The organism is Streptomyces sp. NPDC001502 (assembly GCF_042894785.1).
In the GTDB taxonomy this organism is placed as follows: Bacteria; Actinomycetota; Actinomycetes; order Streptomycetales; family Streptomycetaceae; genus Streptomyces; species Streptomyces kutzneri.
The window spans coordinates 213786-237764 of the sequence record NZ_JBIAVW010000009.1; the positions used below are offsets into that span (position 1 = coordinate 213786).

The window sequence follows — 23979 nt, forward strand, 5'->3', positions numbered from 1 at the left end:
GTGGTCGCGCCAGATCCATCGGTGCCATCCGACCGTGAGGGGGCGGAGCGGCGGGTACGGACGGACTGGCGCGACCCCGAAACGCGACCCCGAAGCCTGCCCCCGAAACCGTCAGCCCGCGGCCGGCTTCGCGTAGTCGGTGTAGCCGGTCCAGTCCAGCGCCACGCACGGCTCGTCACCCAGGACCCAGGCGTCGTGCCCGGGGGCGATCTGGATGAAGTCGCCCGGGCCGATCTCGCTGCTCTCCCCGTCATCCATGACGATCTTCATCCGGCCGCTCACGACGTACCCGGTGTGGGCGGAGCGGCAGCTGTCCGTGCCGGCCAGCGGCTTGATGTGCAGCGACCAGCGCCAGCCCGGTTCGAAGACCGCGCGCCCCACCGCCCCGCCCTCGGTGTTGAAGAGGTCCAGCCTGCCCGTGCCGGCCTCGAAGGGCCGCGTCTCGTCGGGCTTGTCGAAGTTCCTGTGGACCAATCCGCCCATGGCCGGTCGCCTCCGGAAGTCGAGCAGCGCCCCGAGTCCGCTTCCCACGGTACGCGCGCCGAGCCGGGCCCGTGGATCACCGCCTCAGTGACCTCCCGAAGCCCGAGGCCAGCGGCATCCGCAGGCCCAGCGGCGGGGGCGCGGCCAGGGCGTCGGTCACCGGCCGCGAGTACCGCCCCGAGGAGACCGCGCCCAGGATGAAATCCACGGCCAGCGCCACCACTTCCGGCTGGTGCTCGCGCAGCCCGTGCCCGTCCGAATGCACCTCGAAGCGGCAGGTCGAACGATTCGCCTTCTTCGCGCGCGCCGCCAGCCGGAAGGAGTCCTCCGGGTCGCTGCGCGCGTCGTTGGTGCCGTGCACGATCAACACCTGCCGTCCGGACAGCTGTTTCACCGGTTCAGGGGAGTCGGTCCGGGACGCTGCCTCTAAGCAAGGGGCGATCACCACGACCGAGTTGACGGCCCCGTGGCCCGCCGCCCGCAGCGCGGCCAGGCCCCCCGCGTCATAGCCGGCCAGGCACACCGGCACGTCCCCGTACCGCCGCACCGCCTCGTCCGCGGCCCACCCCGCCTGTTCCTCCCGGGCGGAGTCCCCGCCGTGGATGACCATGTGCGTGACCAGCCCCTCCGCCGCGCCCGCCCGGGCCAGTGCCCGCGCGAGCGGACGCAGGGGACCCGGGGAGAATCTGGAGGCCCCGGGAAGCAGGAGCACCACCCCGTTGACCGCACTTTCCGTCGAACCCGAGCCGGTTCTCGCGCCGGCCGCCCGCCCCAGGCGGGCCCCGCGCGCCGGCGGCGCATGCTGTGCCATGGCGGAACAGTCTCAGACCTTCAGGTGTACGCCATCCGTCCGCGCGGTCTCTGTTACATATCGACGCCCGCCGGGGACATTCCGCTCTACGCGCGTAGGAGTAGAGTGCGCAGATGACGAGCGAGACCCCCAACCTGCCGACCCCGGATCAGATCCGTCGTTCCCCGAAGGTGCTGCTGCACGATCACCTCGACGGTGGACTGCGCCCCGGGACCATCATCGAGCTGGCCCGTGAGGTCGGTTACGAGAACCTCCCCGAGACCGACGCCGACAAGCTCGGCGTCTGGTTCCGCGAGGCCGCCGACTCCGGCTCCCTGCCTCGCTACCTGGAGACCTTCGCGCACACCTGCGCGGTCATGCAGACGAAGGCCGCCCTCTTCCGGGTCGCCGCCGAGTGCGCCGAGGACCTGGCCGAGGACGGCGTCGTGTACGCCGAGATCCGCTACGCGCCCGAGCAGCACCTGGAAGCCGGCCTTTCCCTCGAAGAGGTCGTCGAGGCCGTGAACGACGGCTTCCGCGAGGGCGAGCGCCGCGCGAAGGCCAACGGCCACCGCATCCGCGTCGGCGCCCTGCTGACCGCGATGCGCCACGCCGCCCGCGCGCTGGAGATCGCCGAGCTGGCGAACCGCTACCGCGACAACGGCGTGGTCGGCTTCGACATCGCCGGCGCCGAGGCCGGGTTCCCTCCCACCCGCCACCTCGACGCCTTCGAGTACCTCAAGCGCGAGAACAACCACTTCACCATCCACGCGGGCGAGGCCTTCGGCCTGCCGTCGATCTGGCAGGCCCTGCAGTGGTGCGGCGCCGACCGCCTCGGTCACGGTGTGAAGATCATCGACGACATCGAGGTCGCCGAGGACGGTTCCGTGACCCTGGGCCGCCTGGCCTCGTACGTCCGGGACAAGCGCATCCCCCTGGAGATGTGCCCGACCTCGAACCTGCAGACCGCCGCGGCCGCCTCGTACGCCGAGCACCCGATCGGTCTGCTGCGCAAGCTGCACTTCAGGCTCACGGTCAACACGGACAACCGCCTGATGAGCGGCACCAGCATGAGCCGCGAGTTCGAGCACCTGGTCGACACCTTCGGCTACACCCTCGACGACATGCAGTGGTTCACCGTCAATGCGATGAAGTCCGCGTTCATTCCTTTCGATGAACGACTGGCCATGATCAATGAAGTGATCAAGCCCGGCTATGCGGAGCTGAAGTCGGAGTGGCTGTTCCAGCAGACCGCTTCCACCAGGGGTTCTGTCTCGGCCTAGGCCACGGCATGACCTAGCGGAAGCGCCCGGGGGAGATAATCCCCGGGCGCTTTCTCGTATTTAAGGATGTTTGCGGACGGGGGTTTGAAGTGACTAGTTTGCGGAGCCGCTCAATTCCCCGTCGCAAGGACAACTTTTCATGAAGAAGTCAGCTGCCAAGACCCTCGGTACCGCCGTTCTCGGTGCCGCGTTCGCCGCGGTCGCCGCCGGTACCGCCTCCGCCGCCGTCCCGGCGATCGGAGTGACCGACATGGTGGGCACCGCCACCGGCGCGCTCCAGGGCGTCACCAGCCAGCAGCAGGTGGGCGGCGAGGCCCAGCAGTCGAGCGACCCCACCACCCAGATCACCGGAGCCCTGACCCCGCTCACCGGCGCCCTGAACGGCCTCGGCGGCTGACGCTGCTCCTGCCGTGAATTCGTACGCGCGTGCGGTGGGTGCATGCCCCTCGATCGGGCATGTGTCCCGCCGCGCCGTGTGCCACGATCGCCACCAACTGCCCGCCGACGTCTTGGGTACGAGGTTCTCGGTCATGCGCATGAAGGCACGAGCGACGATGGTCGCGCTGGTCCCCACCCTGCTGTTCGCGGCGGTGGGATGCAGCACCACACACACCCCCGCGACGGGCAAGGCCCCCGACCCCAAGGGCTCCGCGGGCAGCGCCTCCGCCGCACCCGGAGCCCCGGCGCCCTCCGCCGTGGCGACGGGAGCGGCCGCGCCGAAGACCGGTGGCAGCAGGCTTGAGCGGTCCGCGCTGGCACAGGGCGACCTGCCCGGCTACCAGATCTCCGCCCAGGGCAAGAACCCGGGCGCCCCGGACGGCCAGCCGCAGGCCGACAGGAAGGCCTGCCAGCCGCTGGCCGACATCATGGGCGACAAGCCGGACCCGTCCGCGCGCGAGACCCTCAGCCGCGGTGTCGGCTCCCAGAAGCAGGTCGGGCTGGCCGTCTCCGCCTCCGTCAGCTCCTACTCCGAGAGCGACGCCAAGGCGCTGATCGCCCGGCTCAAGGCCGCCGTCGCCGCCTGCGGTACGGGCTTCTCGGCCACGGTCGGGAAGCAGACCGGCGCCTACCGTGAGGTGCGCCCCGTCGACTACCGCGCGGGCGGCGACGAGAGCGCCAGCTGGACCATGACCGCCGCCGCCCAGGGTGTCTCGGCGCAGGTCCACCTGGTCGTCGTACGCGAGGGCGACACCGTCGTGCGGCTGACGGCCCTCAATGTGGCGGCGGCGGCCCAGCAGAAGGCGCAGGTGCCGCAGGAAGTGGCCGACAAGCAGCTGGAGAAGATCCAGAAGGTCCAGCGGACCGGCTGACCGGACGATCCGGCGCGGCCGGACGACCGCCCGGCCGCCGGACTACCAGGCTGCCGAAGCGGGCTTCTCGTTCGGCAGCAGCACCCACAGCGCTATGTAGACCAGGAACTGCGGGCCCGGCAGCAGGCACGAGACGACGAAAATGGCGCGCATCGCGTTCGTCGAAATTCCGAAACGCCGCGCCAGTCCGGCGCAGACTCCGCCGATCCAGCGGCCGTCACGGGGGCGGACCAGGGCGCTCATGAGATTCTCCTTCGTCGGTATCGCTTTCTGCGATGGCTCAATACTCCCGCTGGACCGCCGACAGAACGTCGGTCCAGGGGCCGAGCCCGACCCTGGAAATCTTCGGGGTATCCCCCTGATAAACGGTGTGTGAGCGCCTCAGCCGGGCGCGCAGCGCCGGTACGACGGCCACGTGCGCGAGCACCACACCGACCGTGTTCAGCAGCACCGAGTCCACGTCCACGACCTGCCCCGGAACCGCGGTCTGCAGCATCTCGATGCACACCGACACCAGCGCGCCCGCGGCGGCCGTCCGGGCCAGCGAGGACCACGCCGACAGGGCGGACGGCGCGAGCCGTCCGCTGATCAACGGCACCAGCACCCCGAGCGGGGCCAGCAGCGCGAGCCCCTCGCCGATCTGCCGGGCGGCCTCCAGCGGACCGAGGGCCAGATCCGCCGTGATCCCCTCCAGCGGGCTCAGATTGGCCGCCGCGGCCCAGGGCACGTCCAGCGGCCGCAGAGTCAGCCAGCCGACGACCACGAAATGGGCGGCGAGCAGGACCCCGGCCAGGAGTCGGAGACGGAGGTGGATCGCGGTGGCGGCGCTTTCGCCGGCCTCATGACGCTGCACACCTGCGAGGACGCATCACCCGGTAGCCCCGGTTCCGGCCCGGAGGGGGGTGTGGCGGGGAGCACCCGACAGGGTCGTACCCGGCGTCCTGGCCGGTCAGCGCGTGGCGATGAGAACGATCAGAACCAGCGCGCCGACCAGGGCGGGCGCGATGATCTCGTACGACCAGCGCACGCGCACGCTGCCCTGCGCGCCCGGCCGCGCGGCGTTCAGCTCGGCCAGTCCCTGAAGCTCGTCGACGATCCGGTCGGCATTGGCCCGCATCGGTTCGGAGGCGGCGGCTGAGGTACGGGACCGCGCGCCGGGGTCGCCCGAGCTGCCCGGGTCGCGGCGGTCGATCGCGTTGCGGCGCATCTGCTGCCGGTTGGCCTTCTTCCGTTCCCGCAGCGAGACCGGCACGGACCAGAGCTGGTACTTCGACCCCTCGGCCAGCACCTCGGCCGAGTAGCCGGCGCGCACCGCGTCCACGGCCGCCCAGGGCAGCTCGATGATCCGGAAGGGGTTCCGCACGCGCAACCGGTCCTCGTTGGCGAAGACGGCCGGGCGGATCGTGAACGCGACGATCAGCGGAACGACGCACAGCGCCACCGCCAGTCCGATCCACGGGGTGTTGCCGGAGCCCCGCAGCACGGCGTCGCCGCAGAGCCAGGCGGTCAGCGCGAGCAGCAGTACCCCCGAGACGACGCCCATGGAGGATCGGTAGACCCGGTCTGCGTACACCGGCTCGTCGGTCGGCTGCTGGCTGCTCATGGGGTCGATTCTGCCCCACGCCATCTCAGCCCACGAGATCGGCGTACAGGATGAAGTCCTCGGGCCGGTGGCCGTCGGTGAGAGCCGGGTGCGTGTCCGGCGGGCTGCCGAGAACAAAGTCATGGATTTCGTCCGTGCGGACGATCTCGCTCCTGTCAGGGGCGCGTGGCAAAGAGGGGAGGTGTCGATTCCATAGCGGATCCGGGGGCGGGGGTGACAGGTCGCTACGCGCGTAGATATGCTCATCTGGTGACCATGCCCACCACCCTCACCGCATTCGCTGACGTGACGACGTCCGACAGTGCGCTGCGCCGCTTCCTGCACGGGCTGCCCGGCGTCGACGCTGTCGGCCTGGAGGCCCGCGCGGCCTCCCTCGGCACCCGTTCGATCAAGACGACGGCCAAGGCGTACGCCATCGACCTGGCCATCTCGATGATCGACCTGACGACGCTGGAAGGCGCGGACACCCCGGGCAAGGTCCGGGCGCTCTCCGCCAAGGCCGTCAACCCCGATCCGACCGACCGTACGACGCCCATGACCGCCGCGGTCTGCGTCTACCCCGACATGGTGGCCACCGCCAAGGCCGCGCTGAACGGCGCCGACGTCAAGATCGCCTCCGTCGCGACCGCCTTCCCGGCCGGCCGCGCCGCGCTGCCGATCAAGCTCGCGGACACCCGTGACGCCGTCGCCGCCGGCGCCGACGAGATCGACATGGTCATCGACCGTGGCGCCTTCCTCGCCGGCCGCTACCTGGAGACGTACGAGCTGATCAAGGCCATCAAGGAGGCCTGCGTCCGCGAGGACGGCAGTGCCGCGCGCCTGAAGGTCATCTTCGAGACCGGTGAGCTGTCGACCTACGACAACATCCGCCGGGCCTCCTGGATCGGCATGCTCGCGGGCGCCGACTTCATCAAGACGTCGACCGGCAAGGTCGGGGTCAACGCCACTCCGGCGAACACCCTGCTCATGCTCGAAGCCGTACGCGACTTCCGCGCGCAGACTGGAATCCAGATCGGCGTGAAGCCGGCCGGCGGCATCCGCACCACCAAGGACGCGATCAAGTTCCTGGTCCTGGTCAACGAGACCGCGGGCGAGGACTGGCTGAGCAACCACTGGTTCCGCTTCGGCGCCTCCAGCCTGCTCAACGACCTGTTGATGCAGCGCCAGAAGCTGAGCACCGGCCGTTACTCCGGTCCCGACTACGTGACGGTGGACTGATCACCATGGCATCTGCATTCGAGTACGCACCGGCTCCCGAGTCCCGCTCGGTCGTCGACATCGCCCCCTCCTACGGGCTCTTCATCGACGGTGAGTTCACCGACGCCGCCGACGGCAAGGTCTTCAAGACCGTCTCGCCGAGCAGCGAGGAGGTCCTCGCCGAGGTCGCCCAGGCGGGCGCCGCCGACGTGGACCGCGCCGTCAAGGCCGCCCGTAAGGCCTTCGCCTCCTGGTCCGCGCTGCCGGGCTCCGAGCGCGCCAAGTACCTCTTCCGCATCGCCCGGATCATCCAGGAGCGCAGCCGCGAGCTCGCCGTCCTGGAGACCCTGGACAACGGCAAGCCGATCAAGGAGACCCGCGACGCGGACCTTCCCCTGGTCGCGGCGCACTTCTTCTACTACGCGGGCTGGGCCGACAAGCTCGACCACGCGGGCTACGGCCCGAACCCGCGCCCGCTCGGCGTGGCCGGCCAGGTCATCCCGTGGAACTTCCCGCTGCTGATGCTGGCCTGGAAGATCGCCCCGGCGCTCGCCACCGGCAACACCGTCGTGCTGAAGCCCGCCGAGACGACCCCCCTCTCCGCGCTGTTCTTCGCGGACATCTGCCGCCAGGCGGGCCTGCCCAAGGGTGTCGTCAACATCCTCACCGGATACGGCGACGCGGGCGCGGCTCTCGTCGAGCACCCGGACGTCAACAAGGTCGCCTTCACCGGCTCGACCGCCGTGGGCAAGAAGATCGCCCGCCACGTCGCCGGCACCGACAAGAAGGTCACCCTGGAGCTGGGCGGCAAGGGCGCCAACATCGTCTTCGACGACGCCCCCATCGACCAGGCCGTCGAGGGCATCGTCAACGGCATCTTCTTCAACCAGGGCCAGGTCTGCTGCGCGGGCTCCCGCCTGCTGGTCCAGGAGTCGATCCACGACGAGCTGCTGGACTCCCTCAAGCGCCGGCTCTCCACGCTGCGCCTGGGCGACCCGCTCGACAAGAACACCGACATCGGCGCGATCAACTCCGCCGAGCAGCTCGCCCGGATCACCGCGCTCGCGGAGACCGGCGAGGCCGAGGGCGCCGAGCGCTGGTCCCCGGCGTGCGAGCTGCCGTCCTCCGGCTACTGGTTCGCCCCGACGCTCTTCACGAACGTCACCCAGGCGCACACCGTCGCCCGCGACGAGATCTTCGGCCCGGTGCTGTCCGTGCTGACCTTCCGTACGCCCGACGAGGCCGTCGCCAAGGCCAACAACAGCCAGTACGGCCTGTCCGCCGGCATCTGGACGGAGAAGGGCTCGCGCATCCTCGCGGTCGCGAACCAGCTCCGCGCCGGAGTCGTCTGGGCCAACACGTTCAACAAGTTCGACCCGACCTCGCCCTTCGGCGGCTACAAGGAGTCGGGCTTCGGCCGCGAGGGCGGCCGCCACGGCCTGGAGGGCTACCTCGATGTCTGAGTCTTCTGCGACCCGTCTGAACGTCTTCAAGACCTACAAGCTGTACGTCGGGGGCAAGTTCCCCCGCTCCGAGAGCGGCCGGGTGTACGAGGTGAGCGACTCCAAGGGCAAGTGGCTGGCCAACGCCCCCCTGTCCTCCCGCAAGGACGCGCGTGACGCCGTCGTCGCGGCCCGCAAGGCCTTCGGCGGCTGGTCCGGCGCGACCGCGTACAACCGCGGCCAGATCCTCTACCGCATCGCCGAGATGCTGGAGGGCCGCCGCGAGCAGTTCGTCCGCGAGGTCGGCGAGGCCGAGGGCCTGTCCAAGTCGAAGGCCGGCGCGGTCGTCGACGCGGCCATCGACCGCTGGGTCTGGTACGCGGGCTGGACCGACAAGATCGGCCAGATCGTGGGCGGGGCCAACCCGGTCGCGGGCCCGTTCTTCAACCTCTCCACCCCGGAGCCGACCGGTGTCGTCACGGTCGTCGCCCCGCAGGAGTCGTCCTTCCTGGGCCTGGTCTCGGTGATCGCCCCGGTGATCGCGACGGGCAACACCGCCGTCGTCATCGCCAGCGAGAAGTCCCCGCTGCCGGCCCTCTCCCTGGGCGAGGTGCTCGCCACCTCCGACCTGCCCGGCGGCGTGGTCAACATCCTGTCCGGCAAGGCCGGCGAGATGGGCCCGCACCTGGCGTCCCACCAGGACGTCAACGCGATCGACCTGGCCGGAGCCGATACGGCGCTGGCGAAGGAGCTGGAGATCGCGGCGGCCGACAACCTCAAGCGCGTCCTGCGTCCACAGCCTGTGGACGACTGGAGCGCCGACCCGGGCACGTCGCGCATGACGGCGTTCCTGGAGACCAAGACCGTCTGGCACCCCACCGGGTCGCTGGGCGCGGGCGGCTCGTCCTACTAGTTCCCGGGACAGGCCCCCGTACGAGACCGGCCCCGGCAGCGTCCCCCGCGCTGCCGGGGCCTTCTCGCGCCCTGTGTTCGCGCCTACGCCTTCGGGAGCACCGGTCCGAGCAGCGAGGTGGCGGCGGCGGTCGGCAGCTCGCCCACCGAGGGCCCCTGGGTCACGATGTCGGTGACCATCCCGGTCCCGACGGACGGGAAGTCCGCGACCTGGGTGGCGACGCCGTTGTCCAGCGGGTCCACGCCGGTGTGGGCGAGCGGGTTCACCTTGAGGTTCGCGATCGGGTCGGTGACCCCGGCCAGGGCCGCCGGGACGTCGAGCTCACCGGCCTGCGCGCCGCCCGCGGCCATCGCCAGGGCCGCACCCGCCATCGAGACGGTCAGTCCGGCGCTGCGGAGCCGGTTCGGAAGGGAAGGGGCTGCGTGACGTGCCATGGTGATCCCGCCTGAGGTCGTGGTCGCGTGCGCACGCAGCGTAGTTGAGGTGTGTTCCTGGACACCAACCGGTCACCGGGAGGATCCCCTACCCGGGGGAATGGTTCAGACTGGTGTCCCGTGAGCTCCCCCTCTACTTCGCCGACCCGTGTCGTCCTGCTGACCGGTCCGTCGGGCTCAGGAAAATCCTCGCTGGCCGCCCGCTCAGGGCTGCCCGTGCTGCGCCTCGACGACTTCTACAAGGAGGGCGTCGACCCCACCCTCCCGCTCGTCGACGGCAGTTCCGACATCGACTGGGACTCCCCGCTGTCCTGGGACGCGGACGCGGCGGTCGCCGCGATCGCCGAACTGTGCGCGGCGGGGCGGACCGACGTCCCCGTCTACGACATCGCGACGAGCGCCCGCACGGGCACCGAGAGCCTGGACATCGCCCGCACCCCGCTGTTCATCGCGGAGGGCATCTTCGCCGCCGACGTGGCCGCCCGCTGCCAGGAACTCGGCCTCCTCGCGGACGCCATCTGCCTGCGGGGGCGCCCCTCGACGACCTTCCGCCGCAGGCTGGCCCGTGACCTGCGGGAGGGCCGCAAGTCGGTGCCGTTCCTGCTGCGCAGGGGCCTGCGGCTGATGCGTGCCGAACGCGGCATCGTGGCCCGCCATGTGGCGCTGGGCGCGCACGCCTGCGCCGGCGACGAGGCACTCGGCCGCCTGGCGGCGGCCGCCGCGGGCCGCCACCGCACGGCGACCCCGGCCTAGTGCTGTGGGGTGTCTTGCCGATCAGGTCGGGCTCGCGGTGGCCGGCACCGCTCCCTGATCCGGCCTGACCGGCACGACACCCCCCCAGGGGTCCTTCCTCACCGGCGGGACCAGCGTTCCGTCAGGGTGGTGATCGCGGCCGCGGCCCGGTCGAGGCCGCGGTCGTCGCCGCGGAGCGTCTTGTTCAGTTCGACGTGGAGGAAGCGGGACTGCCGGTCGGCGGCGGTCCGGCCCTGTTCGTTCTCCCGGCCGGCGAGCTTGCAGCGCGCGGAGTACGCCGTGCAGACCTCCAGGCCGTCGCGGCGCAGCGCGGCGGTCAGCTGTTCCGCGTCCGCCAGGGCGCTGTCGCCGGCTCCCGTGGAGACCACCACGTCGCGCCCGCGGAACGACTCGTCGGCGAATCCGTGCAGCTGGACCCCCGGCAGGTTCCGCCGCGCCAGCTCCTCCACCACGGCGTGGAAGACCGAGTCGTCGCGGTGTGCGACGTCCGCCGCCCCGTCCTCGCCCGCATCGCGGTGGGCGCCCGCGAGCACCAGCACCCCGCCGGGTGCGCCGCGCAGCACCCGTGCCCCGAGGAGTTCGGTACGGCTGTCGGCGACGGGGTGGGGGACCTGGACCGACCAGCGTGCGGGCCGGTCCAGGTCGACGTAGACCCGGCCCCAGCCGCGGCTGGTGTGGCCCGATTCACTCACCCCGTCCGCCACCTCGGCGTACCGGTGTCCGCCGACGCCGTCCGTGACGGTGCGGAGGGCGAAGTCGATCTCGGAGAAGCCGGTCCGCGCCGCTTCCGGATCGCCGTCGAGCAGGTGGGCGAACGCCTTGGTGAACGCCAGTCGTTCCTGGTCCACGGGGGTGCGGTACCCCCCGCGTTCGCTGAAGCCGGCGGTGAAGGCGGCGATCCGCCGCTCCAGATCGGGGTCGGCGGAGCGCTGGGGAGCGGGGCCGGCCGGGCGGGCCGGCGGTGCGTTGTCCGGGCTCTCCGGCCGAAGCACCAAAACGGCACAAAGGGCGATGAAAACGCCGCACAGAACCGCAATCGTTATTCGCCTGGTCGGTAGAGCGCTCATAGTCATACGAAAATAGCGGAGTGATGCATTCCGGTTTTCGTCCCTCCGCTCTTCGTCCTGGCCCGCCCGGCACCGGGCGCCGCCGGCCGACCGGCCCGCGCTGACCGGACGCCCCGAGGCCCTCGCGGCACCCGCCGCGCCCCCGTAAGCCCAGATCATCACACTCCCTAGGCCGCACCGGCTCCAGGACAGAACGAAGAGGAGCCCGCGTTGGCCGCGTCGCGACCGCAGCGGCGGCACCGGAACCGCCGTCGGGCCGACATGTCGCTGCTGGGCGGCATCCGTCCGCCCATCGCGGCCCTGTCCGCCCTGCTGCTGGCCCTCGCCGCCCTCACCGCGTTCCAACTCGGGCACGTGGGCAGGGAGACCGTACCGCCTGCCGTCCTCACCTCCCAGCAGTACTTCGCGGAGGACGGCGCCATCGCCCTGCGCGCCTCCCTGGACGAGAGCATCACGGACATCGGCAGGACCGCCTCCCTGTTCAGCTCCGGCAAACCGGTCTCGCCCGACTCCGTGCTCGACAAGCTCGGCAGCGTCTACCAGAAGTGGCGCGGCACGGCCGTGATCGAGATCAAGTCGGGCCGGCTGGAGGCGCAGCGCGGCGAGAACCTCCCGCTGACCGCCCTCGACCTGACCGCGCTCGACGGGGAGTCCGGCCTCGCCCCCCGCATGGTCCGGCTGGAGAACGGCGAGACCCGCCTGCTCACCCTCGCCCTGCTGTCCTGGCCCGACCGCCCCCAGCAGCTCCTGGTCGCCTCCAGCAGCCTGAAGGTTCCGGGCGTCAGCCTGGGCAGGTCCCGCGCCATCGCCGTCCTCGACTCCTCCGGCCAGGTCCTCGGCAGCGACGGTGTCGGTGGTTCCGGGCAGGAGAAGAAGCAGCTCGCGAAGTTCGCGGAAACCGTCGCCCAGAAGGCCGCGCGGCACCCCCTCCAGGCCAAGGAGCCCGGCTCCGGCGGCTTCGCGGGCGTCAGCGGCAGCCTCCTCGGGGACTCCAGGGACGGTCACCGCTCCGTGGCCGGATATGCGAAGCTCACCGGCTCGCAGCCCGGTGTGGGCACCGACGCGACCGCCCTCGGCCTCACCGTCGTCTCGTTCGTCGGTGTCGCGGAGGAACGTTCCGCCGCCGTCGACTCCTTCTTCTGGATCGCTGCGTCCGCCGCCCTGCTGGTGCTCGGAGCACTGGCCGTGGCCCTGCTCGTGACCACCGTGCAGCGCCCGCTGCTCCGGCTGTTCCTGGAGAGCCGCCGGATCGGCCGCGGCGACCTGAACCGGCCCGTCACCGTGCCGAAGTACGGCGAGGCCGCCCGCATCGGCGCCGCCCTCGACCGGCTGCGCCGACAGCTCCTCGGCGAGCCCGCAGCGCAGACCGAGGGCCCTCGCGGGGGCCGCCGCTCCCGGATCGGGACCCGCGCCCTCCTCGGGGTGTGCGGGATCCTGCTCCTGGTCTGGTCGGCGCCGCTCCTGCTGACGCTCAACCGCGCGGGGACCTCCGCCGCCGTCCCCAGGACGATCGTCGACGACCAGCGCGAACGCACCGACACCCTGGCCGACCGGGTACGCCGCGCCCTCAACGAAGGACACGCCGACCTCACCTCCGTCGCCTCCGTCATCAGCGACAAGACCACCCCCGCCGACCTGACCAAGCTGCTGGAGCGCACCCGCAGCCAGCACGGACGCTACGAATCCCTCTACGTCCTGAACGCCGACGGCACCGTCCTGGCCCGCGCCGGCGGCACACCCCACCACCCCGCCGGCCAAGGCCCCTCGAAGCAGCCCGTGACCCTGGTCGACAGCGGCAACCGGCCCGTCATCACCGAGTACGCCGAGGCGCCCGGCCTGGCCGGCGCCGCCGTGGTCGGCGAGCTGCGCATCGACTTCCTCAACGGCCTGCTCAAGCGGCCCGGCCTGGGCGAGGTCCGCGTCGTCGACGCCGGGCACCGGGTGATCGGCGGCAACAACGGCTACCTGGCCTTCGCCCCGCTGGCGGACGCCAAGCTCGACGCCCTCGTGAGCGCCGCCGGCGACAAGAGCGGCGCGAACGAGAAGAGCGGCGCCGACGGGAAGCCGGACAAGGGCCCGCGCGCCAAGAGCGCCCTGCTCCGCGACGGCGGCGTCGCCATCGCCGCCGCGGCGCCGATGACCGGCGGAGGCGTGGCCCAGCCCCTGGACTGGACCGTCGTCACCCGGCAGCCGGCCAAGGGCCTGGAGATCCCCGCGTACACCGCGCAGAACCGCACCGTCCTGGCCGGACTGCTCGGCCTCACGGGCGCCGTCGCCTGCCTCGGCTGGATCCACATCATCGTGGTGCGGCCCCTGCGCGACCTCGCCCGGCGTGCGGAGGCCCTGGCCGACGGCGACCGCCGCACCGTCGTCTACCCGACCCACCACGACGAGGTCGGCGCCGTCACCCGCAGCCTCGAAGTCATCCGCCTGCAGCTGCTGGAGCAGCGCAAGCGGGACGCCGCCGGCGGCAGCACCGGCCGGACGCCCGGCCGTGCCACCCCGGCCGGAAGGAACTGATCCGCCGTGCTCTTCCTCTACTGCGTACTGCTCTTCTGCTGCCTGGTCATGCTCGTCGCGGGCGTCGTCGAGCAGCGCCGGCACTACGCCAACCTCGCGCACATACCGAACCGGGTGCTGGTCAACGGCATCCGCGGCAAGAGCTCCATCACCCGGCTGTGCGCGGGAGCCCTGCGCGGCGGCGGGCTGGTGACGGTCGCCAAGACCACCGGCACCGCGGCCCGCTTCATCCACCCGGACGCCACCGAGGAGCCCGTCTACCGGAAGTTCGGCATCGCCAACGTCGTCGAACAGATCGGCATCGTCCGGCGTGCCGCCGCCTACCGGCCGCACGCCCTGGTCATGGAGTGCATGGCGGTCATGCCGGCGCTCCAGGAGATCAACCAGTCCAAGCTGATCCAGTCGACCATCGGCGTGCTGTGCAACGTCCGCGAGGACCACGTCGCCGAGATGGGCCCCACCCTCGACGACATCGCGCGCTCCCTGTCGCGCTCGATGCCGCACGGCGGAATCTGTGTCACCGCCGAGAAGGAGCGCTTCCACGTGCTCCAGGAGGAGGCCGACGCGAGGAACTGCACGCTCGTCTACGCCGACCCCGACACGGTCAGCGACGACGAGCTGCGCGGCTTCAGCTGGTTCACCTTCAAGGAGAACGTCGCCATCGCGCTCACCGTCGCCGAGCTTCTCGGCGTCGACCGCGAGACCGCCCTCCAGGGGATGTACGACGCCCCGCCGGACCCCGGCGTGCTCTCCGTCGAGCGGTACGTGGCCCCCGGCGGCAAGCGGGTGCGCTTCGCCAACGTCTTCGCCGCGAACGACCCCGAGTCGACGCTGATGAACATCAACCAGCTCCTCGACCTCGGCGCAGTCGACCGCCCCCTCAACGTCGTGATCAACTGCCGCCCGGACCGCGTCGAGCGCAACGGCCAGATGGGCGCGATCGTCCCGGACCTGATGCCCGACAAGGTCTTCGTGATCGGACACCCGGCCAAGAGCGCCATCGACGCGATCCCGGCCGAGTGGCGCGGGCGCGCCGTCGACCTCGGCGGCGACCAGCGCGACGGCGAGGAGTTCATGAACGAGCTGCTCGGCCACCTGGGCGAGAGCTCCTCGCTGGTCGCCATCGGCAACATCCACGGCCAGGGCGAGATCCTCCTGGAACACCTGGCGGAACTCCCCGGCTTCGAGGACGAGCCCGACCGGGAGGAGCCCCACGCGGTGGCCCCGGACCGCGAGCCCGCCGCACCCCGGCAGGCCGCCCCCGCCCAGCCGCGCTACGTCCCGCACCTCGACCCGTACGCCGACCTCACCGCCGCCCAGGAGGCCAGGTTCGCGCAGCCCCCCGTGCCGCGGCAGTACGTCCACCCGCCGCAGCAGCACACTCTGCCCGCCGCCCAGGGCCGACCGCCGTACCAGGCGCAGGACCCGTACCCGCGGCAGCCGGACGGACCGTGGCACCAGGGCCCCTACCCGCAGCAGCCGCACCCGCACGGACAACCCTGGCCGCCCCACCCGTACGAGCCCCACCCGTACGAGCCCGACCCGAACCCGCAGTGGCAGAGCCCAGGAGAACCCCGTTGATCCCCGCCGTCCTCACCCCCGAGATCGCCGCGATCGGCATCGCGCTGGGCCTGCTGTTCTCCCTGCTCTGCTACCTGACGACGAACCTCTCGCCCGGCGGCATGATCACCCCCGGCTGGCTCGCGCTCACCCTCATCGAGGACCTGCAGCGCGCCGCGCTGGTCGTCGGCATCACCGCCCTGACGTACGCGCTCACCCTCGTCACCCAGAAGTTCGTCATCCTCTACGGCAAGCGCCTGTTCGCCGCCGTCGTCCTCATCGGGGTGCTCCTCCAGGCCACGGTGGTGATCGTGCTCCAGATGAAGTTCCCCCTGCTGTACGCGAACCAGACCCTCGGCTTCATCGTCCCCGGACTGATCGCCTATCAGCTCGTCCGCCAGCCCAAGGGCGCCACGCTGCTCGCCACCGGGTCCGCGACCCTCATGACGTACGTCGTCCTGACCTCGGGCATCCTCCTCGGCTTCATGCCGCACGCCTGACCGACGCCTGACCGACGCCGGCCCGACCACCCGCACCGCCCGGAGCACACCGATGACCGCCAAGCCCGCCCGCCGCACCCGACCCGTCCTGCACGCCGCCGTCGTGGGGATCCTGCTGGCCGGCAGCGCGTACTTCACCTACGAGCTGCGCAAGGAGGAGCAGGCCAAGGCCCCCGAGGTGCTGCGCGTCACCGACCAGGTGCAGCAGGGCGGTCTCCAGGAGGGCGCCCAGAAGTGGGAGCGGCTGAAGAACCCGGAGCGCTCGGTCCTGCGCGGCGCGGACGGTGCCGTCCTCGCCACCTTCACGGACGGCGCGCGCACCGCGTCGCTCACCGGCAAGAGCCGTACCTTCACCGAGCCGGCCACCACCAAGACCCGCGTCGTCACCGACAACTGGGTCCGCCTGCTCCCCGAGAGCTGGCGCAGCGGCGCGGAGCGCGAGCGGTGGTTCCAGGACTGGTTCAAGAAGTACTACGGGAGCGAGGAGGACGACCTCTTCGCCATCGCCTTCCAGTACGGCGACCAGGCCCCGCTCAAGAAGGACGCGGCCGGCGTCCAGTACGGGGGCGACGCGGCCTTCGGACCGCTCAACCCGAAGGGCTCCGAAGGCAACGACCTCCGCCTGGAGCAGTCGGACTTCTACGACTACCTCGGCATCCCGTACACCTTCCGCAACGGCACCACGGAACAGCCGGAGAAGGCCAAGCACCGGGCCCTGGACTGCTCCGGCTTCATCCGCACGGTCTTCGGCTACCGCGGCCGCTTCCCCCTGATGGCCTCCGACACCGGCGGCAACGGACTCCCGCGCACCGCCAACGGAATGGCCCGCTCGAAGGCCGGCGTGGACATCCTGGCCCTGGGGGGCGTCGGACCGCAGGACCGGCCGGCCTCCGTCGACGTCCTCCAGCCGGGCGACCTGGTGTTCTTCAAGCTCGACGCGCGCACCGGCGACCGTCTGGACCACACCGGCATGTACCTCGGCAACGACACCGACGGGCACAAGATCTTCATATCGAGCCGGGAAGAGGCCAACGGCCCCACCATCGGCGACAAGGGCGGCGCCTCCCGGCTCGACGGCAACGGCTACTACGCCGCTGCCCTGCGCAGCGCCAAACGCCTGTGACCCGCCCGTCCGCGCGGCCCGCGGACGCACCGGACATGTGAAAACCGGACATGTGAAAAGGCGGGATCAGGCGGACCCCCGTCCGCTCGATCCCGCCTTTTCCCCCCGCGGCCCCCGCCCCACCCCCGTAGGACGGGCCCCCTGGCCCGATGGCTTCTGTGTGTGCCGCGTTACGCGACGAGCTCCTCGAAGGACTCCGCCTCGTCACGGCCGAAGCTGAGCGCCTCGTCCTCCCGCAGGCGGCGCAGCGAGCGCCAGATGCTCGACTTCACCGTGCCGACGCTGATGCCGAGGATCTCCGCGATCTCCGGGTCCGTGCGGCCCTCGTAGTAACGGAGCACCAGCATCGTGCGCTGCGGCTCCGGGATACGGGTCAGGGCCTGCCACAGCACCGCGCGCAGCTCCGTACCGCGCATCGCGTCCGTGTCGGAGGCCGTCTCCGGCAGCTCCTCCGTCGGGTACTCGTTCAGCTTCCGCCGACGCCACGCGCTGATGTGCAGGTTCGTCATCGTGCGGCGCAGGTAGCCGCCGACGGCCGCCTTGTCGCTGATCCGGTCCCAGGCGCGGTACGTGGAGAACAGCGCGCTCTGCAGCAGGTCCTCGGCCTCGTACCGGTCGCCGGTGAGGTGGAAGGCCGTCGCGTACAGGGCGGCACGCCGCTCCTGGACGTACGCCGTGAACTCCGCCTCCGAGGTGGAGGAAGGAGCCTGCTCGGCGGCGGGAACCGCCTGGTACTGGTTTGCGTCAATGGCTACGACGTGGGCCGGCCGGGGACGGGCGACCGCCACCGTACGGACACCCGCCCGGCGGTTCACATCGTGCAGCCGCGTGACAACCGCGCTGGTCGTGGTGCTGTGCAGCGTGTTCATCTCGCGCCCCCCGTCGTGGAGTGTGTCTGCTTCGGTCCGTTGTGCGTTGATAGAAGATTGCCCCGCCGACTTAACCGGGGTGTCCGTCGACTGTCACAGCCGTGTCACAGCGACTTCTGACAGGACCGCGACAGGATCACGTCGCGCGACGGTCGAACTCCCGACTGCCGATGGGACAGAATGAGCCCGTGCCTTTCCTGTTGCTGATCGAGGACGACGACGCCATCCGCACGGCCCTCGAACTCTCCCTGTCTCGCCAGGGCCACCGTGTGGCCACCGCGGCGACGGGCGAGGACGGCCTGAAACTGCTGCGCGAGCAGCGGCCGGATCTGATCGTGCTGGACGTGATGCTGCCCGGGATCGACGGCTTCGAGGTGTGCCGGCGGATCCGCCGCACCGACCAGCTGCCGATCATCCTGCTCACCGCGCGCAGCGATGACATCGACGTGGTCGTCGGACTGGAGTCCGGAGCCGACGACTACGTGGTCAAGCCCGTCCAGGGCCGGGTCCTCGACGCCCGGATCCGGGCCGTACTGCGCCGCGGCGAGCGCGAGTCGAGCGACTCGGCGAGCTTCGGCTCCCTGGTCATCGACCGGGCCGCCATGACCGTGACGAAGAACGGCGAGGACCTGCAGCTCACGCCGACCGAGCTGCGGCTGCTGCTCGAACTGAGCCGCCGGCCCGGGCAGGCGCTCTCCCGCCAGCAGCTGCTGCGGCTGGTCTGGGAGCACGACTACCTCGGTGACTCGCGCCTCGTCGACGCCTGCGTGCAGCGGCTGCGCGCCAAGGTCGAGGACGTGCCGTCCTCGCCCACCCTGATCCGTACCGTCCGGGGCGTCGGCTACCGCCTGGACTCACCGCAGTGATCCGCGCGTTGCTCGCGGGCCGGCGCTGGACCAGCCTGCGGCTGCGGCTCCTCATGGTGTTCTGCCTGGTCGCGCTGACGGCCGCGGTCTCGGCCTCGGGCATCGCCTACTGGCTCAACCGCGAGGCCGTCCTCACCCGCGTCCAGGACGCGGCCCTCGGCGACTTCCGGCAGGAGATGCAGAACCGGGCCGCCGCGCTGCCCGCCGACCCCACCGCCGAGGAGCTGCAGCGCACCGCCGAACTGATGGCGGGCAGCAGCCCCGGATACAGCGTCCTGCTGGTGCAGGTGGGCAAGGACAACCGGCAGATCTTCGGCGCGGCGGGGCCCGATTCCTTCGGGCTGGCCAACGTACCGAAGTCCCTGCAGAACGCGGTGAACGACCGGCAGAAGACCACCGCCGCGAACGACTCCGAGTACCACGTGTACTGGCAGCGGACGAAGCCGCGCGGCAATCCGTACCTGGTCGGCGGGACGCGGATCGTGGGCGGCGGGCTCACCGGCTACATGTCCAAGTCCCTCGCGCAGGAGCGGGACGACCTGAACGCGCTCGGCTGGTCGCTGACCATCGCCACCGGTCTCGCGCTGCTCGGCTCCGCCCTGCTGGCGCAGGCCGCGGCCCGTACCGTGCTCAAGCCCGTACAGCGGCTCGGGGACGCGGCGCGGCGGCTCGGCGAGGGCGAGCTCGACCACCGCCTCGACGTGTCGGGCACGGACGAACTCGCCGACCTGTCGCACACCTTCAACAAGACGGCCGAGGCGCTGGAGAAGAAGGTCGCCGACATGAGCGCGCGGGAGGAGTCGAGCCGGCGCTTCGTCGCGGACATGTCGCACGAGCTGCGGACGCCGCTGACCGCGCTGACGGCGGTCGCCGAGGTGCTGGAGGAGGAGGTCGACGACCTCGATCCGATGATCGCACCGGCCGTGGCGCTCGTCGTCAGCGAGACACGCCGCCTCAACGACCTGGTGGAGAACCTGATGGAGGTCACCCGCTTCGACGCGGGTACGGCCAGGCTGGTGCTGGACGACGTGAACGTCGCCGACCAGGTCACGGCCTGCATCGACGCCCGGGCCTGGCTCGACGCGGTCGAACTCGACGCCGAGCGGGGCATCGTGGCCCGCCTCGACCCGCGCCGCCTCGACGTCATCCTCGCCAACCTGATCGGCAACGCGCTCAAGCACGGCGGCTCGCCGGTACGGGTGTCGGTCACGGTGGAGGGGGAGTGGCTGGTGATCGCGGTCCAGGACAACGGTCCGGGCATCCCCGAGGAGGTCCTGCCGCACGTCTTCGACCGGTTCTACAAGGCGAGCGCGTCGCGGCCGAAGTCGGACGGCAGCGGGCTCGGCCTGTCGATCGCCATGGAGAACGCGCACATCCACGGCGGCGACATCACGGCCGCCAACGTGGCGGGCGGCGGGGCGCTGTTCACGCTGCGGCTGCCGGTGGACGTGGGAAAGGTGATCGCGGGTGACGAGGATGCGTAGGGCTCTGCCGGTGGTGCCGGCGGTGCTGGTCCCGTTCGTCGGGGTCCTGCTGCTCGCGACGTCGGCCTGCGGGATCCGGGCGACGACCGTACCGGTGGACGTGGGCGCGGCACCGTCACGGGTGTCGTGCGACACGCAGGAGCAGCCGAGCGGGGTGCAGGGCTTCCGGGCCACGGTGGAACTGGTCTGCGGATCGCAGCTGGTGGGCGTGGAGCGAGTGGTTCCGGTGCCCGAGAAGAAGCTCGTACGGGACCCCCTGGCGATGGTCGCGCAGGCGCTGCTGGAAGCGCTGGAGCGGACGCCGACCACGGAGGAGCGGGACGCGGGCTTCACGAGCGAGGTCCCGGTCGGGCTGTCGGCGGGAGCGCCGAGGGCGGGCGACCCGGCGGGCACGGTGCGGCTCAGCCGCAAGCCGGAGGACCTGCCGCCGGTGGCGCTCTCGCAGATCGTGTGCACGCTGGCGGGCAGCGAGGCCCTGAAGGCGACCCCGGGCCCGGTGACCCTGGGCGGTCCGGACGCCGATCCGCCGCGGACGTGGGAATGCACGGAGGCGGTCCGCTCGCGGCCGGAGTCGGTCCCGACGCTGGGCGAACTGGTCCGCCCGACCCCCACTCCTTCCTGACGCGCCGCACTCCTTCTCCACGCGCCGCACTCCTTCTCCACGCGCCGCTCGCGCGGCTCGGCGCCGGGGCGCCTCCCGGCTTCGCGCCGCTGCGCCGGCCTCCGGCCGGCGTGCGTCCGGCCCTGTCGTGGAGGCCGGCAGGATCGCCGCGCTTCGGCGCGGCGCGCCCGACGCCCGGTCCCGCCGAGGCCGCCGAAAAACGCCACCGGCCCCCGAGCCGGAGCTCAAGGGGCCGAGAGGAGTTGATGGCCCGGTCCCGCCGGACGGGACGGGACCGGGCCGGGCAGGGGGCCGAAGCCCCGGCTTCGTGCCCGACGGACGGAGTCCGGCGCAGCGGCGCGAAGCCGGTGAGGCCCCCTGGGCCGAGGCGCGCGAGCGGCGCGGGAAGGACTAGATGCCCATGGCCACCGAGAGGTCCTTCTTGATCGCGTCCAGGACCTCCTGGCCGCGGACGCGGGCCGCCGCCAGGTCGGAGGCCTCGGCCACCGGGACCACGACCTCCAGGTAGCACTTCAGCTTGGGCTCGGTACCCGACGGGCGGGCGATGACCCGGGCCTTGTACTCGCCGTCCAGGTAGTAGCGCAGGCCGTCCGTGGGCGGGAGGCTCTCCGTGCCCTTGGACAGATCCTCCGCCGAGACCACCCGCAGGCCCGCCAGCGACACCGGCGGCTGCGCGCGCAGCGCCGCCATCGCGTCGGCGATGATCGACAGGTCCGAGACGCGCACCGACAGCTGGTCCGTGGCGTGCAGGCCGTGGGCCATCGCCAGGTCGTCCAGCAGGTCGGTCAGGGTGCGGCCCTGCTCCTTGAGCACCGAGGCCAGCTCCGCCACCAGCAGGGCGGCGGTGACGCCGTCCTTGTCGCGGACGCCCTCGGGGTCCACGCAGTAGCCGAGCGCCTCCTCGTAGCCGTAGCGCAGGCCCTCGACGCGGGCGATCCACTTGAAGCCGGTGAGGGTCTCCTCGTAGCCGACGCCCGCCGCCTCCGCGATCCGGCCCAGGAGGCTGGAGGAGACGATGGACTCGGCGAAGACGCCCCGTGCGCCCTTGTGGACCAGGTGGGCCGCCAGCAGCGCGCCGACCTCGTCGCCGCGCAGCATCCGCCAGCCGTCCACGGTGGGCACGGCCACGGCGCAGCGGTCCGCGTCCGGGTCGTTGGCGATCACGACGTCGGGCCGGACCTCGGCGGCCTTCGCGAAGGCCAGGTCCATCGCGCCCGGCTCCTCCGGGTTCGGGAACGCCACGGTCGGGAAGGCCGGGTCGGGCTCGGCCTGCTCGGCGACGAGCACCGGCTCCGGGAAGCCGTGCCGGGCGAAGGCCGCCATGACGACGTCCTTGCCGACGCCGTGCATGGCCGTGTAGACGGTCCGCACGCCCCGGGGGGAGCCGGGGGTCAGGACGGCGTCCGTGCGCGCCAGGTAGGCCTCCAGGACCTCGTCGCCGAGCTCCTGCCAGCCCGCCTCGGGGCGCGGTACGTCGGCCAGCTTCCCGACCGCCGCGATCTGCGCCGCGATCTCGGTGTCGGCCGGGGAGACGATCTGCGAGCCGTCGCCGAGGTAGACCTTGTAGCCGTTGTCCCGGGGCGGGTTGTGGCTCGCGGTCACCTCGACGCCGGCGACGGCGCCGAGGTGCCTTATCGCGTACGCGAGGACGGGCGTCGGCAGTGGGCGGGGCAGGAGGGCCGCGCGCAGCCCGGCGCCGGTCATGACGGCCGCGGTGTCGCGGGCGAAGTCCGCCGACTTGTAGCGGGCGTCGTAGCCGACGACGACCAGGCCGCCGTCGTGGCCCTGGGCCTTCAGGTAGGCCGCGAGGCCCGCCGCGGCCCGGATGACCACACCGCGGTTCATCCGCATCGGGCCGGCGCCGATCTCACCGCGCAGTCCGGCGGTGCCGAACTGCAGGGTGCCCGAGAAACGGTCCGCGAGCTCCGCGGTGTCGCCGGCCTCGATGAGCGCGGCCAGTTCCGCGGCCGTCTCCGGGTCCGGGTCCTCGGCCAGCCAGGCCTGCGCCCGGATGATCAGGTCGTCCTGTGCCTGTGCCTGTGCCTGTTCCTGCACTGCTTCCGCCTTAGCTCTCGTACGTCGATCAGATGCGGGCGAGGACCTGCGTCAGCAGCGTGCCCATGCGGGCGGCCGAGTCGCGGCCGGCCTGGAGGACCTCTTCGTGGTTCAGCGGCTCGCCGGACAGGCCCGCCGCCAGGTTGGTGACCAGGGAGATGCCGAGCACCTCGGCGCCGGCCTCACGGGCGGCGATGGCCTCCAGGACGGTGGACATGCCGACCAGGTCGGCGCCCATGACGCGGATCATGTTGATCTCGGCCGGGGTCTCGTAGTGCGGGCCGGGGAACTGGACGTAGACGCCCTCTTCGAGGCTCGCGTCGATCTCCTTGCACATCGCGCGCAGGCGCGGCGAGTACAGGTCGGTGAGGTCGACGAAGTTCGCGCCGACGATCGGCGAGGTGGCCGTCAGGTTGAGGTGGTCGCTGATCAGGACGGGCTGGCCGGGCTTCATGCCCTCGCGCAGACCGCCGCAGCCGTTGGTCAGCACGACGGTCTTGCAGCCGGCGGCGACGGCGGTGCGCACGCCGTGGGCGACGGCGGCGACGCCGCGGCCCTCGTAGTAGTGGGTCCGGCCGAGGAAGACCAGGGCGCGCTTGTCGCCGATCTTGTACGAGCGGATCTTGCCGCCGTGGCCCTCGACGGCGGCGGGCGGGAAGCCGGGCAGCTCGGTGACGAGGAACTCGGCCTCGGGGGCGCCGAGCGCCTCTGCGGCGGGGGCCCATCCGGAGCCCATGACGAGGGCGACATCGTGGGTGTCCACGCCGGTCAGCTCACGCAGGCGGGCGGCTGCGGCGTCGGCGGCGGCGAAGGGGTCGGTAACAGATGCGTTCACGCGGACGAGCGTAACTCCTTCGGGCCTACGCGCGTAGATGGCACAGCTCACGGTGTTCGGATCGTTGCCTTGTCGTTTCCGCCGAAACGTCCCCGAAGGGGTGGCGGGGGCCGTGCGGTGCCCGGCCGGGGGCCTCGCGCCGTGGGTGTCGGCGGAGCCGAAAGACCGGGGCTCCGCCCCAAGGAGGTGTCCCCTGGCGGGCTGGAACAGCGGGGCCTCTGCCCTTGGCGCCGTGCCGCAGGCGCAGGCCCGGACCCGCGCCGTGGCGGG

General features: G+C 71.8%; 24 protein-coding genes. 14 read left to right on the forward strand and 10 right to left on the reverse strand.

Features of this window, described 5'->3' with window-relative positions; all coding sequences use genetic code 11:
- Nucleotides 1-111: 111 nt before the first annotated feature.
- On the reverse strand, nucleotides 112-483 hold the full coding sequence (locus ACFY0D_RS18210) for a cupin domain-containing protein (protein WP_390799224.1): 372 nt from the start codon (nucleotides 481-483) through the stop codon (nucleotides 112-114).
- A gap of 76 nt (nucleotides 484-559) precedes the next feature.
- Nucleotides 560-1294, reverse strand: coding sequence for an alpha/beta hydrolase (locus ACFY0D_RS18215; RefSeq protein WP_390799225.1), 735 nt, complete (start codon nucleotides 1292-1294; stop codon nucleotides 560-562).
- A 113-nt stretch (nucleotides 1295-1407) separates the two neighbouring features.
- Here ACFY0D_RS18215 and ACFY0D_RS18220 point away from each other — a divergent pair, with 113 nt between their 5' ends.
- From ACFY0D_RS18220 to ACFY0D_RS18230, 3 genes are all read left to right on the forward strand, one after another.
- Nucleotides 1408-2556 carry an adenosine deaminase gene (locus ACFY0D_RS18220; RefSeq protein WP_382539959.1) on the forward strand — a complete coding sequence of 383 codons (1149 nt, stop codon included), beginning with the start codon at nucleotides 1408-1410 and terminating at the stop codon, nucleotides 2554-2556.
- 139 nt (nucleotides 2557-2695) lie between these two features.
- Nucleotides 2696-2953: a hypothetical protein gene (locus ACFY0D_RS18225; RefSeq protein WP_390799226.1), complete on the forward strand. Its 258-nt coding sequence runs from the start codon at nucleotides 2696-2698 to the stop codon at nucleotides 2951-2953.
- 133 nt (nucleotides 2954-3086) lie between these two features.
- Nucleotides 3087-3866, forward strand: coding sequence for a hypothetical protein (locus ACFY0D_RS18230; protein ID WP_390799227.1), 780 nt, complete (start codon nucleotides 3087-3089; stop codon nucleotides 3864-3866).
- Between the two features lie 42 nt (nucleotides 3867-3908).
- On the opposite strand, the gene ACFY0D_RS18235 is transcribed toward ACFY0D_RS18230, so the two are convergent.
- From ACFY0D_RS18235 to ACFY0D_RS18245, 3 genes are all read right to left on the reverse strand, one after another.
- Nucleotides 3909-4109 (reverse strand): PspC domain-containing protein, encoded by a 201-nt coding sequence (locus tag ACFY0D_RS18235; protein WP_390799228.1) that lies wholly within the window; start codon nucleotides 4107-4109, stop codon nucleotides 3909-3911.
- A 37-nt stretch (nucleotides 4110-4146) separates the two neighbouring features.
- A complete protein-coding gene (locus ACFY0D_RS18240; RefSeq protein ID WP_373042630.1) occupies nucleotides 4147-4719 on the reverse strand; it encodes a VanZ family protein in 573 nt (190 codons plus the stop codon).
- Between the two features lie 96 nt (nucleotides 4720-4815).
- Nucleotides 4816-5469, reverse strand: a complete 654-nt coding sequence (locus tag ACFY0D_RS18245; protein WP_390799229.1) for a PH domain-containing protein — start codon at nucleotides 5467-5469, stop codon at nucleotides 4816-4818.
- Nucleotides 5470-5724: 255 nt separating this feature from the next.
- Between ACFY0D_RS18245 and deoC the strand changes: the two genes are divergently transcribed.
- From deoC to ACFY0D_RS18260, 3 genes are read left to right on the forward strand one after another with little or no spacing between them, the layout of a single operon-like run.
- On the forward strand, nucleotides 5725-6687 hold the full coding sequence (gene deoC, locus ACFY0D_RS18250; RefSeq protein WP_390799345.1) for a deoxyribose-phosphate aldolase: 963 nt from the start codon (nucleotides 5725-5727) through the stop codon (nucleotides 6685-6687).
- A 5-nt stretch (nucleotides 6688-6692) separates the two neighbouring features.
- Nucleotides 6693-8129 carry an aldehyde dehydrogenase family protein gene (locus ACFY0D_RS18255; protein WP_030010884.1) on the forward strand — a complete coding sequence of 479 codons (1437 nt, stop codon included), beginning with the start codon at nucleotides 6693-6695 and terminating at the stop codon, nucleotides 8127-8129.
- Complete coding sequence (locus ACFY0D_RS18260) at nucleotides 8122-9021, forward strand: aldehyde dehydrogenase family protein (RefSeq protein WP_301367035.1); 900 nt, start codon at nucleotides 8122-8124, stop codon at nucleotides 9019-9021. Before ACFY0D_RS18255 ends, ACFY0D_RS18260 begins: the two co-directional genes overlap by 8 nt.
- A gap of 83 nt (nucleotides 9022-9104) precedes the next feature.
- On the opposite strand, the gene ACFY0D_RS18265 is transcribed toward ACFY0D_RS18260, so the two are convergent.
- A complete protein-coding gene (locus ACFY0D_RS18265; protein WP_390799230.1) occupies nucleotides 9105-9455 on the reverse strand; it encodes a hypothetical protein in 351 nt (116 codons plus the stop codon).
- Nucleotides 9456-9506: 51 nt separating this feature from the next.
- Here ACFY0D_RS18265 and ACFY0D_RS18270 point away from each other — a divergent pair, with 51 nt between their 5' ends.
- The gene (locus ACFY0D_RS18270; RefSeq protein ID WP_390799231.1) at nucleotides 9507-10208 is read left to right on the forward strand and encodes a uridine kinase; all 702 of its coding nucleotides are present in this window, start codon (nucleotides 9507-9509) and stop codon (nucleotides 10206-10208) included.
- A 98-nt stretch (nucleotides 10209-10306) separates the two neighbouring features.
- On the opposite strand, the gene ACFY0D_RS18275 is transcribed toward ACFY0D_RS18270, so the two are convergent.
- Nucleotides 10307-11200, reverse strand: coding sequence for a hypothetical protein (locus ACFY0D_RS18275; protein ID WP_390799346.1), 894 nt, complete (start codon nucleotides 11198-11200; stop codon nucleotides 10307-10309).
- A gap of 336 nt (nucleotides 11201-11536) precedes the next feature.
- On the opposite strand from ACFY0D_RS18275, the gene ACFY0D_RS18280 reads away from it, so the two are divergent.
- Genes ACFY0D_RS18280 through ACFY0D_RS18295 form a run of 4 tightly spaced genes read left to right on the forward strand, consistent with a single transcriptional unit; the run spans nucleotide 11537 to nucleotide 16978 of the window.
- Nucleotides 11537-13795, forward strand: a complete 2259-nt coding sequence (locus tag ACFY0D_RS18280) for a HAMP domain-containing protein (protein ID WP_390799347.1) — start codon at nucleotides 11537-11539, stop codon at nucleotides 13793-13795.
- A 6-nt stretch (nucleotides 13796-13801) separates the two neighbouring features.
- Nucleotides 13802-15376 carry a poly-gamma-glutamate synthase PgsB gene (gene pgsB, locus ACFY0D_RS18285; RefSeq protein WP_390799232.1) on the forward strand — a complete coding sequence of 525 codons (1575 nt, stop codon included), beginning with the start codon at nucleotides 13802-13804 and terminating at the stop codon, nucleotides 15374-15376.
- Entirely contained in the window at nucleotides 15373-15855 is a 483-nt protein-coding gene (locus ACFY0D_RS18290) for a poly-gamma-glutamate biosynthesis protein PgsC/CapC (protein WP_030009641.1), read from the forward strand. Before pgsB ends, ACFY0D_RS18290 begins: the two co-directional genes overlap by 4 nt.
- Before the next feature lie 52 nt (nucleotides 15856-15907).
- Nucleotides 15908-16978, forward strand: coding sequence for a C40 family peptidase (locus tag ACFY0D_RS18295; RefSeq protein WP_390799233.1), 1071 nt, complete (start codon nucleotides 15908-15910; stop codon nucleotides 16976-16978).
- Between the two features lie 170 nt (nucleotides 16979-17148).
- On the opposite strand, the gene ACFY0D_RS18300 is transcribed toward ACFY0D_RS18295, so the two are convergent.
- Nucleotides 17149-17847, reverse strand: coding sequence for a SigE family RNA polymerase sigma factor (locus ACFY0D_RS18300; RefSeq protein WP_327383605.1), 699 nt, complete (start codon nucleotides 17845-17847; stop codon nucleotides 17149-17151).
- Nucleotides 17848-18035: 188 nt separating this feature from the next.
- On the opposite strand from ACFY0D_RS18300, the gene afsQ1 reads away from it, so the two are divergent.
- From afsQ1 to ACFY0D_RS18315, 3 genes are read left to right on the forward strand one after another with little or no spacing between them, the layout of a single operon-like run.
- Complete coding sequence (gene afsQ1, locus ACFY0D_RS18305; protein WP_063754818.1) at nucleotides 18036-18713, forward strand: two-component system response regulator AfsQ1; 678 nt, start codon at nucleotides 18036-18038, stop codon at nucleotides 18711-18713.
- Between the two features lie 53 nt (nucleotides 18714-18766).
- Nucleotides 18767-20197 carry an ATP-binding protein gene (locus tag ACFY0D_RS18310; protein ID WP_390799348.1) on the forward strand — a complete coding sequence of 477 codons (1431 nt, stop codon included), beginning with the start codon at nucleotides 18767-18769 and terminating at the stop codon, nucleotides 20195-20197.
- The gene (locus ACFY0D_RS18315) at nucleotides 20190-20819 is read left to right on the forward strand and encodes a hypothetical protein (protein ID WP_390799234.1); all 630 of its coding nucleotides are present in this window, start codon (nucleotides 20190-20192) and stop codon (nucleotides 20817-20819) included. Before ACFY0D_RS18310 ends, ACFY0D_RS18315 begins: the two co-directional genes overlap by 8 nt.
- Nucleotides 20820-21209: 390 nt before the next feature.
- Here ACFY0D_RS18315 and ACFY0D_RS18320 read toward each other — a convergent pair whose 3' ends face one another.
- Nucleotides 21210-22874, reverse strand: coding sequence for a phospho-sugar mutase (locus ACFY0D_RS18320; RefSeq protein ID WP_390799235.1), 1665 nt, complete (start codon nucleotides 22872-22874; stop codon nucleotides 21210-21212).
- Between the two features lie 28 nt (nucleotides 22875-22902).
- Nucleotides 22903-23709 (reverse strand): purine-nucleoside phosphorylase, encoded by an 807-nt coding sequence (locus ACFY0D_RS18325; protein WP_030012483.1) that lies wholly within the window; start codon nucleotides 23707-23709, stop codon nucleotides 22903-22905.
- Nucleotides 23710-23979: the final 270 nt, after the last annotated feature.